14 protein-coding genes are annotated in these 15543 nt (G+C 38.6%); 3 read left to right on the top strand and 11 right to left on the bottom strand.

Going from position 1 to position 15543, the window contains the following annotated elements; all coding sequences use genetic code 11:
- Positions 1-76 precede the first annotated feature (76 nt).
- On the bottom strand, positions 77-679 hold the full coding sequence (locus CYAN7822_RS08845) for a YdcF family protein (protein ID WP_013321907.1): 603 nt from the start codon (positions 677-679) through the stop codon (positions 77-79).
- Between the two features lie 296 nt (positions 680-975).
- Here CYAN7822_RS08845 and CYAN7822_RS08850 point away from each other — a divergent pair, with 296 nt between their 5' ends.
- Positions 976-2721, top strand: coding sequence for an ammonium transporter (locus CYAN7822_RS08850; RefSeq protein ID WP_013321908.1), 1746 nt, complete (start codon positions 976-978; stop codon positions 2719-2721).
- On the opposite strand, the gene CYAN7822_RS08855 is transcribed toward CYAN7822_RS08850, so the two are convergent.
- The 8 genes from CYAN7822_RS08855 to CYAN7822_RS08885 all read right to left on the bottom strand — a co-directional run bounded on the left by CYAN7822_RS08855 (position 2687) and on the right by CYAN7822_RS08885 (position 11283).
- A complete protein-coding gene (locus tag CYAN7822_RS08855; RefSeq protein WP_013321909.1) occupies positions 2687-3853 on the bottom strand; it encodes a hypothetical protein in 1167 nt (388 codons plus the stop codon). The two genes, CYAN7822_RS08850 and CYAN7822_RS08855, sit on opposite strands and share 35 nt — an antisense overlap.
- A gap of 40 nt (positions 3854-3893) precedes the next feature.
- Positions 3894-5216 (bottom strand): protein kinase domain-containing protein, encoded by a 1323-nt coding sequence (locus CYAN7822_RS08860; protein ID WP_013321910.1) that lies wholly within the window; start codon positions 5214-5216, stop codon positions 3894-3896.
- A gap of 298 nt (positions 5217-5514) precedes the next feature.
- A complete protein-coding gene (locus CYAN7822_RS08865; RefSeq protein ID WP_013321911.1) occupies positions 5515-6318 on the bottom strand; it encodes an FHA domain-containing protein in 804 nt (267 codons plus the stop codon).
- A gap of 528 nt (positions 6319-6846) precedes the next feature.
- Positions 6847-8118, bottom strand: a complete 1272-nt coding sequence (locus tag CYAN7822_RS08870; protein WP_013321912.1) for a Pvc16 family protein — start codon at positions 8116-8118, stop codon at positions 6847-6849.
- A 24-nt stretch (positions 8119-8142) separates the two neighbouring features.
- Positions 8143-8847 carry a double zinc ribbon and FHA domain-containing protein gene (locus CYAN7822_RS08875; RefSeq protein ID WP_013321913.1) on the bottom strand — a complete coding sequence of 235 codons (705 nt, stop codon included), beginning with the start codon at positions 8845-8847 and terminating at the stop codon, positions 8143-8145.
- 330 nt (positions 8848-9177) lie between these two features.
- Positions 9178-9546: a hypothetical protein gene (locus tag CYAN7822_RS08880; protein WP_013321914.1), complete on the bottom strand. Its 369-nt coding sequence runs from the start codon at positions 9544-9546 to the stop codon at positions 9178-9180.
- Positions 9547-9748: 202 nt separating this feature from the next.
- Positions 9749-9937, bottom strand: a complete 189-nt coding sequence (locus CYAN7822_RS40690) for a TLTLP motif-containing protein (RefSeq protein ID WP_013321915.1) — start codon at positions 9935-9937, stop codon at positions 9749-9751.
- A gap of 386 nt (positions 9938-10323) precedes the next feature.
- Entirely contained in the window at positions 10324-11283 is a 960-nt protein-coding gene (locus CYAN7822_RS08885; RefSeq protein ID WP_013321916.1) for an Npun_F2552 family protein, read from the bottom strand.
- 33 nt (positions 11284-11316) lie between these two features.
- Here CYAN7822_RS08885 and CYAN7822_RS08890 point away from each other — a divergent pair, with 33 nt between their 5' ends.
- Entirely contained in the window at positions 11317-12105 is a 789-nt protein-coding gene (locus tag CYAN7822_RS08890) for an endonuclease/exonuclease/phosphatase family protein (protein ID WP_013321917.1), read from the top strand.
- A gap of 114 nt (positions 12106-12219) precedes the next feature.
- Here CYAN7822_RS08890 and psbA read toward each other — a convergent pair whose 3' ends face one another.
- Positions 12220-13290: a photosystem II q(b) protein gene (psbA, locus tag CYAN7822_RS08895; RefSeq protein WP_013321097.1), complete on the bottom strand. Its 1071-nt coding sequence runs from the start codon at positions 13288-13290 to the stop codon at positions 12220-12222.
- A 227-nt stretch (positions 13291-13517) separates the two neighbouring features.
- Between psbA and CYAN7822_RS34495 the strand changes: the two genes are divergently transcribed.
- Positions 13518-14735 carry a hypothetical protein gene (locus CYAN7822_RS34495; RefSeq protein ID WP_013321918.1) on the top strand — a complete coding sequence of 406 codons (1218 nt, stop codon included), beginning with the start codon at positions 13518-13520 and terminating at the stop codon, positions 14733-14735.
- Between the two features lie 49 nt (positions 14736-14784).
- On the opposite strand, the gene CYAN7822_RS08905 is transcribed toward CYAN7822_RS34495, so the two are convergent.
- A complete protein-coding gene (locus tag CYAN7822_RS08905) occupies positions 14785-15525 on the bottom strand; it encodes a phycocyanobilin:ferredoxin oxidoreductase (protein WP_013321919.1) in 741 nt (246 codons plus the stop codon).
- Positions 15526-15543 lie beyond the last annotated feature (18 nt).

Here is a 15543-nt window from a genome sequence, read left to right on the forward strand (position 1 = left end):
TAATAGTATAGCGCATAAAAGCGGCAACAGAGAGAGTGTCCAAAAACAGAGCTTTTTCGAGTTGGGAAGTGTGCCCTTAATGAATAACTAAAATTAAAAAATACTTTAAAAAATTTTCTCCTGTAGAACCAGTCATTAACCATAACAAGGCTCTGGCTCCATCGCGTAAACATTTTTTAAAAGATTCTGGTCGGGCGTGGGAAGGAACGGCAAGGGGTTTAATGACAATTCCTCGACTGCCAAAAACAATCTCACCCACAATCCAAGCGCGGCGCATATGGTTTTCTGAAGTGATTAAATAAACACTATCAATGCCTTGTGCTTTTAATTGATCGACCAAAGTGGTAAAATTTGTTACCGTATCTTTGGCTTTATAATCGAGATGAAGGCGAGTGCTATTTACTCCTGCTTTAGCAAAGATCCGTTTAACATAATTAGAAGGACTTCCAGAAGAAACCCAGATGGGTAATGTGGGGTTTTTTGAGGCTAAATGAGCGGCATAGCGTTCTCGCTCTTCATGTCCTCCTAAAACAACGATTGCCTCTGGTTTAACCAGATAGCTTTGAATTTCGTTATAACTCCACCAACCCCCCACAGAGACAACCGGCAATAGATAAATTATTTGCCGAAGTAGAGTAAGAGGGGATTTTTGTTTAGGTCGCGTCAGCTTTAAAACCATCTACACAATACTCACACCACAATTAGCCAAATTACACGGAGTTACTCAACAAAAAAAATGTCAATTCGTTGATCAATCGACAGATGATGTAACGTTTGAAGATTGAATTTCAGATTAGACCAGCACTGGGTATAAACCGACTATCAACCATGACGACAAAAAAAATTTTATGCTCCCAAGAATGTTAATGATTATCTTAAAAAGGAGGTTCCCAAGTCAAAAGTCCCTAAAAATGCCTACCTTAGCCGAAATACTGTATTAAGATTAAGAAGCATCCTTTAGAAGAAATAATAAAGATGAATAGCTATTGGAAATCAAGATATTGGCTTTTTTTCCTGTTTTTAGTGGCTGTGTTAGTTTCAGTGGGAGTGAAAGGGGTAGCGCAAAATAGCCCTTTAAATGACCCGCTATACCAGTTAAACAATAAAGTAGACAGCCTAATCGATAACCAGGAAAGCCTGAACATTTTTATCAACTCACTATGGCTGGTCATTGCTGGAGCATTAGTTTTTTTTATGAATGCTGGCTTTGCATTACTAGAGGCAGGGTCTTGCACCAGAAAAAGCTTAATTAATATCTTAGCTAAAAATGTGGTGGTTTTTTGTATTGGGACGCTTGCTTTTTGGCTGTTAGGATTTAATGTGATGTTTGGCGATGGTGTAAATCTCTTAAACAATCAATCTTATACCTGTCCGCTACCAAACACTAATATCCAAACCCATACAGGCAGATGGGCTTTAGGTTTTGAGTTATCTTTTCCTACTCTTGTTGACCCTTCTGTTACCGGGGTGCAAAATAGCAACAAAGGTAGCAATCCTCTTGGATTTCCTGAGAATGGCTTTTCTTGCTTGAAACAGATGTGGCCTAATCGTTCTTTTGCCGCCTTATTTTTCTTTCAGTTGGTTTTTGCTGATACGGCGGCTACCATAGTCTCGGGAGCGGTGGCTGAACGAGTTAAGTTTAATGCTTTTTTTATTTTTAGCTTTGTCCTTATTCTGTTTATCTATCCTATCGTTGGACAATGGGCTTGGGGACCTTTTGGCTGGTTGTATCAGCTTAATTTTAGGGATTTTGCTGGCTCAACCGTTGTTCATTCTGTGGGAGGGACAGCCGCCTTGATGGGAGCTTGGTTACTCGGCCCAAGATGGACTCAATTTGATTACGATCCCCAAAAAGAAATAAGGCAAGGCAATAGCACGTCCGTTGAATACTCTGCGCCAGAGGATCATACAAATAAGTTGAATATAGCTCATAGTCCCGGATTCGTAACCCTAGGCGGCTTTATTTTATGGCTTGGTTGGATTGGTTTTAACGGAGGTTCGACGACTTACTTATCTTATGTTCCTCATATCGTCGTAACCACAATGATAGCATCGGCGGCAGGTGGAATTACAGCCATATTCATCGTTCAAGGTTTAGCAGACCAAGATCCATCTCTGGGAACTTTTATTAATGGTATATTAGGGGGATTAGTGGCGATCACCGCATCATCGGCCTATGTCCGGATTGAACAAGCTTTGGTGATAGGCTGCGGCAGTGCCATATTTGTTGTTGTTGGTGAAGCATTTATTTTGCCGAAACTGAAAATTGACGATCCAGTCGGTGCGATACCTGTTCATCTAGGGTGCGGTTTTTGGGGGACTTTGGCAGTGGGTTTTTTTGCTAACCCAAATTCTTTGCCATATGGCGGTATAGATGGAACTAACTTACCACAGCGATTACAGATGATCTCGATTCAGTTGCTAGGATGGGTTGTGATCTGTGGATTTACTGCCTTAGCTAGTTGGTTGGCTTGGGTTGCTATAGGTTATGGTATTTTTCAGTTTGAATCTTTTAATACCCGACGACAGATCCTCCGACAACAAGGGTCTAACAGATTAATTCCTCTTCGTGCTAGGCATGGAATAAGGTTATCAATTGTAGATGAGTATGCGGGGACTTATAAGCTTTTTAAAGATTCTGAACGCGACGAGAGGAAGAAAACACTAACTAAAAGACCGATGAATGTTAAGGTTGATCGGCAGGACAGCGAGAAAGGTTGACTCTTCCTTTTTCTTGTTGTATTAGCTCTATTTCTGCTTCTACTTGTTTTTTTACTGTTTCTATGGTGCGCCAGCCCGACATTAGGTTTATTACTTTTTTTTTCAATTCTGGATCTAGATCAAGTGCTGTTTGTGAGATGAGGCATAGAGATCTGACGGCTCCATATTTACCACTTGGAAGTGACGAATTTCCTACGTAGATTTTTTCCTCGGCCAGTCGGCTCGCCTGTGTATATAATACTTCAGCAAACTTTATTTCTAAGTCTTTATCATCACAAAGCTCTTGAAGGGACTTTTTAGAATGCAGATTTAAGGAATCTGCTATCTGTTGAATAATTTTGTCTCTTTCGTCTCGAAGTTCATTTCGATCTTCGATTAGACCTGTGTTAAACACTCGATTTTTAAAGTCTTTGCACAGTGAAACTGTTGGCTGTATTGATCGGTCTGGAAAAAAAATAGACTTAACACAGCCATAAAACATAAGAAAAATTATTCCTATGAAAATAGTTAAAGATAGAGGTCGAGACAATCCTTTTTGATGTGGTGGCGGGGGTGGCAAGCTGGTTCCGTCAAGTGGATTCGGCGGAGAGGAATCTGTTCCCCTTACGGTGGGAATTTCTTTTAAGTCAAATAAATCTTGATAAATCCAGCTAAAGGGTATTAGCTTTCCTTTTGAATCTTTTTTTATTAATCCTATATTCAATAATTCTTCTACTAAGGAATGGTTTTCATCTTCTTCTCGTATTGGTTCGGTAGAATTCCAAATTTTTTCAAGTAAATCCAACAACTCCCGAGGGGAATAATTGTTGTTATTTATAATTTTTTGTTTTAATTCTTCTAACCTTTCTTTAAATTGATTTTTTATTTCAGGATTTTGCGTTAATTTTTCTTTAATTATTTCTTTAATATTTGGCAAATTTTCCTCAGATAAACTAGGAAAAATTTCAGAATTATCACGAATAATATTTACCAATATTTTTGCCAGAGCAATATCTTGTTTGTTAGTCCAATCGAAAATTTGCTTGTAAAATAATTTCCCATCCTTCCTAGGTTGGGCTAAGTTTTCCCATTCCTCTAACCAATCATCCACCAGATCAATAAATTCTTGTTCAAGGTCATTATTATTCTGCATAAAAACTCCTATGAATAAAGTGAAGCATAAAAATTATTTATTAATTTGTGTTTTCGTAATCTCTTGAAATTTCTTCCCTTCTTTGTTTTTTATGTTCTTTTTGACTTTGTTGTATAAATTTATTTTGTTTATTAGTTAATTTTTGAGGCAACTCGGGATCAGATTTAATAGCTCTCAAAAAATCATTACTTAACAGCCAAATATTATCCCCATAGGCATACCATGCCTCTGTACTAGCATCCAAAAGGGCTTCAATGGCAGTCTTATATCGTTTATTTGGAAAAAAACGTGACATTTTTTCTAGAATTGGATAGATATTAGGAGCTTTTTTCTCTATTTCCAACATCCATTTATTCCACTCATTATCTGATGGATTCCAACGATAACAAGAATGAAGTTTTGAGGGACTTTTAATAAGAAGGCTAAACATAGTTACAGCTAATGAATAAAGATCCCTTGTCCACATAAAAGTCTCTAATTGCTTATTGTCATAAAAAAAATTCATTAACAATTCATAGCAGTATCTGTCCTCCTTTGATAATTGTAATTTACTACTTAAAGTTTCTGGAGGTGCGTAAAGAATTGTTGACGAATAATTTATAGTAAAATATGGATTTTTGATAGGGACAAGCTTGGAAGAGCCGAAATCTACTAAGTATAGCTGTAGATTTTGTTCATGCTCATCCTGAGAGTTCGTCTTAACCTTTCTACAAATAATGTTAAGAGGTTTTATATCTCTATGAAGAACTTGATTGCGGTAAAGTAAGTGAAGATCTTTCAGCATTTCTATTAAATAATTGAAAACCCTTCGTTCTTCAAACAGAAGAGTTGGATTCCCGATGGTAATCTTCTGTTGCTCCTGCTGTAATATCTTCTCAAGATTATCTCCTTCAATAAATTCCTGAACTAAAAAAAAATAACTATGTTGCTCATTAGTATTTTGAGCATCAGGATAATAATGGTCAATATATTTAGGGACTCTGGCTCCTGCATTATAAGCTTGTTGAAGACCCTCAATTTCACGGTCTAATTGCTTTCGAGACTCTTCAAGATTATTACTATTATCTCGTAAAATTTTTATGGCATACCCCTCCTCAAATCTTTTATCTGTTAAGTTGTACTTGTAAGCCTTATATATACTTCCGCCTCCTCCCTTTCCTATATGGCCTCTCAAAAAATAAATATTGCCGTTCTTGCTTTTCCATCCTAGATTCCATGCTGACGTAACGTTGCATGGGCAAGAAAAACCTTCGGATTTTACATTTTTGGCTTCTAGGTTGTGGACGGGCCAATCATTATTATTATTAACCGCACAGTCGGGATTAATACAGATAACGGAAGCAGAGGTTCCTATAATATTCATAGCTCCCTGTTATTATCAAAGTTAGTATCGTGCCATATTTTGTATTTTCTGTCATAACTTACCCATCGACTCTCAGAGAAAAAGAAGCGGCTTTATCGCTAGTGAGAAAGGAATAGTATATTAGTTCTATGAACACCAGCAATAAAGTCTATATAAAATTATATAGCGCAAAAACTGTTTAAAGAGAAGAAAGAAACGATTAAACTGAGAATTTATAAGCTCAATACCCTAACAACGCTTAAAAAAAACCACATCTGCCTGTTTAACAGATGTGAGAGCCTACTCTTAAAACAACTTTTTAGTTGTATAACTTTGAAGTAGTAACAAGACAATTATTTAAGCGGTATCCATGACCGTGAATATTTTCGATTAATTTCGGCGCATTTTTGCCAAATTTATTAGCAATTTCTTGATTAATTTTGCTAACATGAGGTCGCAAGCGTTGACGGGGAGGAGGAGAGTCAATATAGTCTGGCCAGACTCCTGAAATTAGCTCTTCATGAGAGCTAAAACAATGTTTATCTTGGTTTTCATAAACCTTATTGGCCATACAGTCAAGAAGTCTTAATTCATTTCCCGTATAATCAATACGTTCGGTTGGTAGATTTCTGCTATTTACAAACAAAAGCTTTGAAGTCAAATTGTAGTTATATTTAACTTCAAAAGGATAATTTTCACAAGAATCTGTTTGATCAGGATCATAAAAACAAAATGTCCAAAATGGATTTGCCTCTACCGAAAAATTACTCTGAACAAGAATCCTATCTCCATCTTCAAGTCGATATTCATTTTCATCAATCACGTAATTGTCAACGTCAACAGATGGCTTATTAGCTTTTTTGAGAAGTGCTGGATGGGTACTATTTTGATTTTTGACCGAAAAATAGCAGTCTGCTTTCAACTCAATTGAAAAATGTTTCCGAGACACTAATTTATCCTCGGCTGGCAGTTTGATGTCAGTATTAATATCAAATTGACCATCTTCATCTGCTCTGCCTATCGTTATGGAGTTTTTTCCTGTTAAAGGGTTAAATAGTTCTGAAAGGTTGTATAGACCATACTCTTTTTCATTGGGTTGATAAAGTTTTAAATAAGCTTTCATTCTTATTTCCTCCTAAACTAAAAACAGTCTAGCACACTTTTTTAATGGCTTAATGCTTGAAAGGGTTTAATTTGATTTAAATGAATTTTAAATGAATTTAAAACCCTAGCTATATTTGTTTCAGTTAAAATATTCTTGGCTTGTGTTTTCAGATAAACGAATTCATTAAACGATTTTAAATTTTTTTCAAATTAAATTAGTAAAAATTTTTTCTAGGATAGAAATATAAAGCCTAAAATACGAAAGGGGCTTGTAAAACCATGAAAAAATCAATTTTATTTTGGGTCATTTCCTTCGTTCTTTTTATCTGCCTTTACTTTGCCATTGGCAATAGCGATTTGCGCTTGGAAGTTCTGCATATAGTCGTGGGTTATTTTGAGATCATTAAATATCTATTATAAACCCCCATCAGGGGAGCATTCGCTCAATAGCCCATTTGACTCTTGTCAAGCGCGAATTAGTGAATTTTAGATAAGAGTAACCACTGAATTAATTTCAGTGGGTTTTAATATTTTACTCAAAAACTCTTTAAGCGATCGCAATTAATGGTCCAATATACTGCTCAAAAGTGGGACTGTGTGTATCAGTATCTACCGTTAACAGACTTTCTACCCCGTCTACCTGAATGCGGACTAAATATTCTGCCGGTTTGATATTAGTAAGACGAACGGTGATCAGATCACTATCTATGGCTCGAGTAGCCGCTTTAAAAGAATATTCAGCCGGATTGTCCGGACTCAATTGATTGAGCAATAGGTTCACCTGTTGCCTTTTTCCCACAGAGGGACTAACCGAAATCATCAGTTCAACTTCGCGTAAATCTTCTTCTCTAGAGGGTTGAACCTGAGCAATGCGAAGCTCTCGAATCGTGGGAGATAACACAAAAGGAAAAATATTAGATTCTACAATATGCTGTTGCTCTGTGGCATCCCGTTGAATAATTTGTAAACTTTGAACCCCAGGCCTGAGGGCACCCTCGGGAAATGAACCTAAATTAAGAACAACCTCCTGATGGCTAACCTCTTGGGGTAACACTTCTACCTGAGCAATTTGTACATGGGTCAGGTCTCCTTTTAACCCAGAACCGCGAATTTTTAGATTACTATCGGCTAAAATCGGACGATAGGGACTTTTTCCCCAAACCCCACTCAATTCGTCTAGCGTGACAATTTCTGTAATGACGGGTTTATAGGGAACAAGCATGATTCTTGGCTGACGTACTGGTAAAGCGCGTTTAGGAATCTCATCACTTTCAATTAACACCGTGCTGGCCTGATAAGCCATCGAAAGGGCGTAAGGGGTTTGAAAAAAGACAGACCAAATTTTAGATAAATCTTCCGTCGACAGAGGTAGCGGCATAAACTTTATTTGTTCAAGTTGTTGCGCCAAATCTGAGCCGCGTAAATATCGCAAAGAAGAATCTTCAAGCGCATCGCTAATCAGGTCAGAGGTGAGAATAGCACCCGAGTGTAAAGTTCTGACCACACTCCCTAAAAGACGTTGAGGTTCTAGCTCACTTTCATTGCCATAAAATGTTAAAATATAATTAAGATCGAGGGCTATTTGGGGTCGTTTCACTAATTCTCCCGTAGAGCGTCGGCTCGGTAAGTCAGCATTACGCCAATTTACAGGACTGACGCGGTATAAATAAATATTGACTCCAGTTTCTGGAGTGCTTCTTCCTAGTCCATCTGGCCGAATTGTCGTGACCCTCGCCCCCTCTACATCATCTTGAATAGTGGATTGCAAGATTTTTTGTAGAGTTGCAGTCACGGTAGCAATAGCAAGATAATTGCTCATATTGACTGTAACTCACCTAGACAGTTACTCTTGAATTTGAAAGGTTAAATCGACTTTTCGATTACGACCAAAGGTGATTGTATCGCCTGTATTTAACTGTTTGCGGAAACGTGCCCCTGGGTTAATCGTTTCTCCGTTTAAAGCAGTACCATTGAGGCTTCCCGCATCTTCTAAATAAAAATTTTTCTCTTCGATATGAATTACTGCATGAACACGGGAGATAATATCAGCATTGGGAAGTTGGCTAAGATCAATTTGTACGGGCATTTCTTCATTAAGTTTACCCAAATACACCAGTTTTTCTTCGGTCGGGATGGGGAACTGAGTCTGCGTTTCCTCATGAACTAATATAGCTTCAACTACTTCTAAAGCTGTAGAAGGCATCGAGGATAATTCTGGTTCATCCCAATCTAGAACTGTAGCTGAGGCTACAGGAGGTGCTAGTGAGGGTTCTTCTTCTGCCTCTGCAACACTTTTGGCGGCTTCAGCTTCGTAAGATGAATTAATCTCTTGTGTAGCGACTACAGGAATTTCAGGCGTTTCCGGCTCAGAAGAGATTGCCTCTGATGTGTTGGAAATTAATTCTTCTGCATCATCTGACTCTCCTTGTTCTGTCTGGGGAGAACTTTCGGCAGCCAATGGCAGAGGCAGTTCAATGCCACACATATCACAGTACCGAGCATCTTCTGTATTTTCGTGACCACACTCAGGACATACAATTAATGACATTTTAAAACTCTTGCTCCTATCAATAATATTTTGCTAAATAGGTAAGCGCGTCTTACTTTATTAAAGACTTAATTTCATCTTACATCTGTCCTTAGTCAGTTGTCATTATATGAAAATTAGTTAATTTACTTAATAATCTGAGCGTCAAAGACATTAAATAAGCCGTTTGTCAAGTGAAGTTATATTGAGAACTCTTTTCAGTTTTGTCTTTTGTTAAACCTATAATTAGTAAAAAGCTAAAAAAATTTTCAACTAGGATTTTGCCGAATCTAGCCCGTAAAATAGGTGCGTTTTTTCAGCTATGAACGCACCCAACAATAGACTTACAGCTTAAAAAGCATCTAAATCGATAGCCTGTGATCCTCCTTCTAGCAATTGCTGTAACACCTTACCGAGTTGCATCCAGACTAACCCGCCAATAAAAATTGTCATGGGCAGCGCGATGGAATAAGACAACCAGCGATCTCCCAGAAAAATTTCTAATCCGGCTGAGAGAAAAATACAAATTCCTATACTTATTCCCCAAAAGGGAAATAATAGATCAAATCCTAGTTTTTGTTCGCTCAATTGTTTTTTAGATTGTTTCATCCATTGCTGAACTTTTAATTTCAAGGTGGCTTCAAAGGCTAAACCCGAAGTAATCCCCATAAATAAGCCAAAAATCAATAAAAAGTAAGGAGGTTCCGGCAAATAGTACATAGTTGTCAGTTATTAATTCTCTGTTGTTATTTATAACATCAATCCGTGCCCCCATAATGATAATTATGGCTAGTTTCCCCAGGCAGTTTATCCTCTGCCTAGTTCAGATTATCTTCTTTGTTGAAAAACTTATAAGACTGAAGAAAAAATTTTCTTTTTGTCCTTGAAATCCCTCTTGAATCGTTCTTTACTCTCCCATACGTCAGTTACCTGATTTATCTAAAGTGTAAGGGTTGCGTGATAACGGTTCTAGACCGGTATGAGAGGAATAGTACCCTATAGCTAGGGCTGGAATAGTTAAAGTCAAGACAGCAATCAAAGTTCCCAGAATGTTTGCCCATCTATAACTAGGAGGCTCGGATGCTCTCTCGACTGGACCAGTGGATTCCATAAAAGGTAATTAGTGAAATTTGAATGGAGTAATTTATAGTTAGAGATGGCTTTATTCTAACCTCTCTATTAGTATTTTACCCATTACTTCTATAGAAAGTGCAATAAGGGTTATTAGTTGTTAACACAAACAGGAGACAGAAGGCAGTGGTCGCGGGAGCAGGCTTTCGTATCGCCAACAAGTAAGCACCCAAAAGCCGGCAGAATTGATAACCCATAACTTATAACTGTTGACGGTTAGCGGTAAAAAGAGAAACCGCCCCTAGACAACGGGCGGCTTGGATAAGCAATCGGAGGGTGATATTGACTTTATGTCTTGTAATCGAGATTACAATCACCCGTGAGTATTTGTATGTAGTCTTTGTAACCGATTTTTAGGATCATGGTTTATTTAGAGCTATAAACACTGAGAGGTTCTTGAATTAACCTTATATAGAGGTGTTTAAAAGTAGAACTGATAACTCTCGGAATTCTAAAATCGATGGGAACAACGACTGACGGCAACTTCCAATCAGAAATTTGTAACTCACAGGGATGTTCTAGAGGAAAGTTGATGCTCTCTAAATCTGCACTATATCCTAAACGCCGTTGAGCCGCTAGGGTGGGAACTTGGCTTGGAGCTACCCCCAAAACCTCGACCATTACTCGATCTAAAGCAAATACATCCGATGATGCGCCTAATATTCCTAACGGACGAGGCTCCCCTTTACTGGGCCCATTGCCTTGATGCCCGATAATACCATCAATAATGGTTAAATCAGGATTAATGGCTTTTGCTGTTTCTACAAGCATCTCGGCAAAGCGGCTTGAGTCTTTACCGGCTTCAAAATGCCACCAAGCTTTCATTTTTCCGGGCACACAGCCAAAGAGATTTTTCACGCCCAAAGTTAAGGTTAACTGTACATGAGATTTAACTTTAGGTAAATTGATGATGACATCGGCCTCCATAGCCTCTTTGGATAAACGCAAATGATTAAAATTTTCGCTTTCGGTGGGATAGGGTTTGCCGTGAAATTCAACAATGGGTAAATTTAAGGCTTCTATCAGAGGTAAATATCCATTAGCGGCAGCAACGCCTTTAGCACTCCCAAAGGCTGGACTATCTCCTAAAAAGGGTTGTCCGCCGGCTTCAATGACTAATTGAGCTACACAATACACTAATTCTTTCCGAGTGGTACATTCATTCTGAGGATAAGAACCGGTTAGAAGGTTTGGTTTGAGGAGAACGCGATCACCATTTTTGACATACGCTTGTATTCCTCCTAATGGTTCTAGTAACTTTTCTACCGATGCGCGTAATTGAGAAAGGTCGTAGGAATCAGCACGAATTAAACTTACACTGTACATAAGTATATTTTTTTCAATTAGGGGAACTCGAGAATGTTATTGAAAATTATTACATTTAACCTTCGTTACGATAAACCCGATCCCGCTCAAAACAATTGGAGAGTACGACGAGCCGCTATTGCCTCTCTTCTAAATTATTATTCTCCAGACCTAATGGGAACTCAGGAGGGAAAAGCTCATCAATTGTTAGACTTACATCGGATGCTACCAGAGTATCAAAGTGTCGGGGGAGATCGCACAGGGACAGGAACTAATGAACATTGTGCTATCTTCTACCATCGGAGGCGGCTTAAATGTTTAGAGACGGGGGATTTTTTCCTGAGTGAAACGCCAGAAATTCCAGGAAGTATTACAGCAAGTTGGGGCAACCCTCACCCTAGGATGGTAACTTGGGCAGTGTTTGAAGGGATCGATGAAGCGAAAAAGATCGTTTTTTATAATACTCATCTCGACTATAGAAGTGCAACCGCTAGAGAATTAGGGGCAAAATTAATTACAGAGCGCTTAAGTCAGTTAGATTTAACCGATAGCTATCTATTTGTGACGGCTGATTTTAATGCTACTCCTGGGAGTTTGCCTAGAACAACCTTTGAAAGACCTTTATCTAATGGGATCAAGTTATATGATGCTCTTGCTGAAATTCCCTTAGAAAAACAACTCAGTTTTAACAATTTTACGGAACAACCAACAGATGCTATTGATACTATTTATTATGATAGCCGCTCTCGATTACAACAAGCTAAGGTAGATCAGCAAAAATGGGAAGGGTTAATTCCTTCTGATCATTTTCCGGTTATTGGTGAATTTTTGATTGGATCTTAAAAATAAAAACTAATTTATTATGAAAATAATGATTATTTAAAATAAAGTCAAAAACCGAAAAGCACCCCCTATTTCAGAGAGTGCTTTTCAGTAACTATTTAGTTGTTAGAAACCTTAGCCATTGATGCTAGGAGCAACGACGGGTTCAGCAGACGCTAAGTCTAAGGGGAAGTTGTGAGCGTTGCGCTCGTGCATTACTTCGAAACCTAAGTTAGCGCGGTTTAATACATCAGCCCAGGTGCTAATTACACGACCTTGTGAGTCGAGAATAGACTGGTTGAAGTTGAATCCGTTGAGGTTGAAGGCCATGGTAGAGATTCCCATTGCGGTGAACCAAATACCGATTACAGGCCATGCACCGAGGAAGAAGTGTAAGCTACGGCTGTTGTTGAAGGACGCATATTGGAAGATTAAACGTCCGAAGTATCCGTGAGCGGCTACGATGTTGTAGGTTTCTTCTTCTTGTCCGAACTTGTAACCATAGTTTTGAGACTCTACTTCAGTTGTTTCACGAACTAAAGAAGAGGTTACTAAGCTTCCGTGCATTGCAGAGAACAGAGAACCGCCGAATACACCAGCTACTCCCAACATATGGAAGGGGTGCATTAAGATGTTGTGTTCTGCTTGGAATACGAACATGAAGTTGAAAGTACCAGAGATTCCTAAAGGCATACCATCAGAGAAGGAACCTTGTCCGATGGGGTAGATTAAGAATACTGCGGTAGCTGCGGATACGGGTGCAGAGTAAGCTACACAGATCCAGGGACGCATCCCTAAGCGATAGCTTAATTCCCACTGACGACCCATGTAGCAGAACACTCCGAGTAAGAAGTGGAATACTACTAACTGGTAAGGGCCACCATTGTACAGCCACTCATCTAAAGAAGCGGCTTCCCAGATGGGATAGAAGTGTAAACCTATAGCGTTGGAAGAAGGAACAACTGCACCAGAGATGATGTTGTTTCCATAAAGTAAAGAACCAGCGACGGGTTCACGAATTCCATCAATGTCCACAGGGGGAGCAGCGATGAAGGCGATGATGAAGCAAGTGGTAGCTGTCAGAAGGGTGGGGATCATGATCACACCGAACCAACCGATGTATAAACGGTTGTTGGTGCTGGTGATCCACTGACAGAACTGTTCCCATACGGAAACGCTTTCGCGTTGCTGTAATGTAGTTGTCATATGGCTATGATTTCTATGAAATTATCAAGGTACGGAATGGATGATATGCCTAACATCTTAGACAAACCCTTAAGCTTTGTAAAGAGTTTTAATAAAAAATATTTTTATCTTACATATAAGTTTTTTTTATATTCGGTCAAAATATACAGAAAAGCTTGAAGAGTTAGGAAACACTCAACAAAAAGATTCAATCTACATAAAGAGGATTTAGCTGAATAACGATTGTTATGAGTGAAAGCAACCGATTCCAGATGCCACCCGATCAATCCAATTTATTACCAAAAGTGATTTATGTTCCTCAAGAGTGGTCTGACTCTGTAGAGTTAGAAGAGATCTCAACAGGTTCGATTACAGCAGAGGTGATAGAATCAATAGAGCCATCATCTTTCCTCAACTTATCAGAAGAACAGGATTCCTCTATACAAGCCACAATCCTCAATTCTTCAAAAACTGAATTTTCTCAAGAGCGGTCGTGGTTAACTGTGGTTCGTAAATTGCGACAACAAAATCGCGAATTGCTGAAAACCGTCGTTAATTTAGAGCAAGCTTTAGGGGAATCTCAGCATCAATTACATAATCAAACCTTGCGCTCCCGTAGTGCAGAGTCTCTTTTAACAAAACAAACTCAAGAACTCACTCAAACTCAAGCACAAATTACTCATCTGACTCGGGAATTAGAGCAAGCTCAACATTTGACTAAAAATCAAAAATTTTCTCTGTTGAATTTGACCCAACAATTCGAAAGCACTCAACAACAAGCCGCTCTCCTGGAACGAGAATGTGCTTTATTAAAAGAAGATAATAATGAAAAAACACAAAAACTAATTTTTTTAGAACAGGAAATAGCCGAATTAAGTTCTCGCTTACATCGTCAGCAGCGCTATACTTTACAATATAAAGCCGCCTTAGATCAATGTTTAGAAGTTCCTCAAGCTCAACTTAATCATTCTTCTACGGCTTATTCTCTCACCTCTAAAGTAACATCTATTCAGCCTTGGTCGAGTCATAGGCAACAACTTTCTTCTCAGTATCTAGCAGAATCGACATTAGAAATCAACCCTTATGATAGAGACATAGAAGGTAAATTTTTAGACCCGATCAACTTGAGCTTAGATCAAACAAGTCAATCCTTTGTAGATGAGCCAAATATCCCCTCTAAAATTGATCTAATTCCCTCAAACTTCAATTCAAGTCTCAACTCAGATTACTGTGAGGAACCCCTACCAGATGAAGATGAAATAGAGGCTTTTTTAGATGAATTTTTTACCGCTTTTGAGCCTGAAAAAACGGTTTCTAGTGAACCAATGACCAAAGGGATTTCAGCTAACTTATCTAATTGGCCTTCCCCTGTGATCTCTTCTGTAACTAGCGTTCAAAAAAAACCGTCAAGAAATATCGAACTGCCCGGTTTTTTGCGGAGTTCTAGTCAAATAACTAATGAATAATGGTAGCCGACAAAGAGCTACCTACTGACTAATGACTAAGAATTAACCTTTAAGCCGAGGGCAAATCAAACAGAACTAAATTAATATATTTATTGGCCCATTCAGTCCCAAAAGCTTTTTCAAGTACCCGACGAGTCTTATCATTTTTTTGTTGTTGGCTACAATAATTATATTGTCCAGCTAAATATAAGGCTTTTTCAGCACTCTCGAGAGGTCGAACCACTAGAGATTGACGACAATGAAGTTCAAGAAACTGCTCAACTCGTGAGAGAAAGAGATTTTCTTCATCTTTGTTACTAGGGCGAATAAATAAACAAAAATCCGAGAAAATATCACCCCAGGGGGGAAGCTCCCGAGGTTGAGAAAATTCCAGATGAGGTAGACTCGATAAAACCTTTTGATAAGTGGTTGGTAAAGTCTTTTCAGGATTGGTGGGCGATAAATCCGCGATCGCTGCACTGGTTCCCGCCTTACTGGCTACTATATCACAACCAAACATCGGTAAAGGATAGTCAGGATGGGGGAACATAACACAGTGCAAAATATCGAGATTATTACCCAGTTTAGCCAGTTCTAAGTGCATTTTGCGAAACTGAGGCGTTTGATAACAATGGTTTTCAATCACCAGTCTTTCCCCTTCTAGTCGTCCTTCCACATAACCTAGTCCTTCGGGGAGTTGATAGGGAGATAAGTCTAAATATTTTTCCCAGTATGACAAAATTACATCAGCTAAGGAGCCAATCAAGGGATGTTGCTGTTGACGGATTGAAGGTTTAGCAGTGTCTAACATTCGTAGTTTCTCTGTAAG

The sequence above is a fragment of the Gloeothece verrucosa PCC 7822 genome (assembly GCF_000147335.1).
Classification (GTDB): Bacteria; Cyanobacteriota; Cyanobacteriia; order Cyanobacteriales; family Microcystaceae; genus Gloeothece; species Gloeothece verrucosa.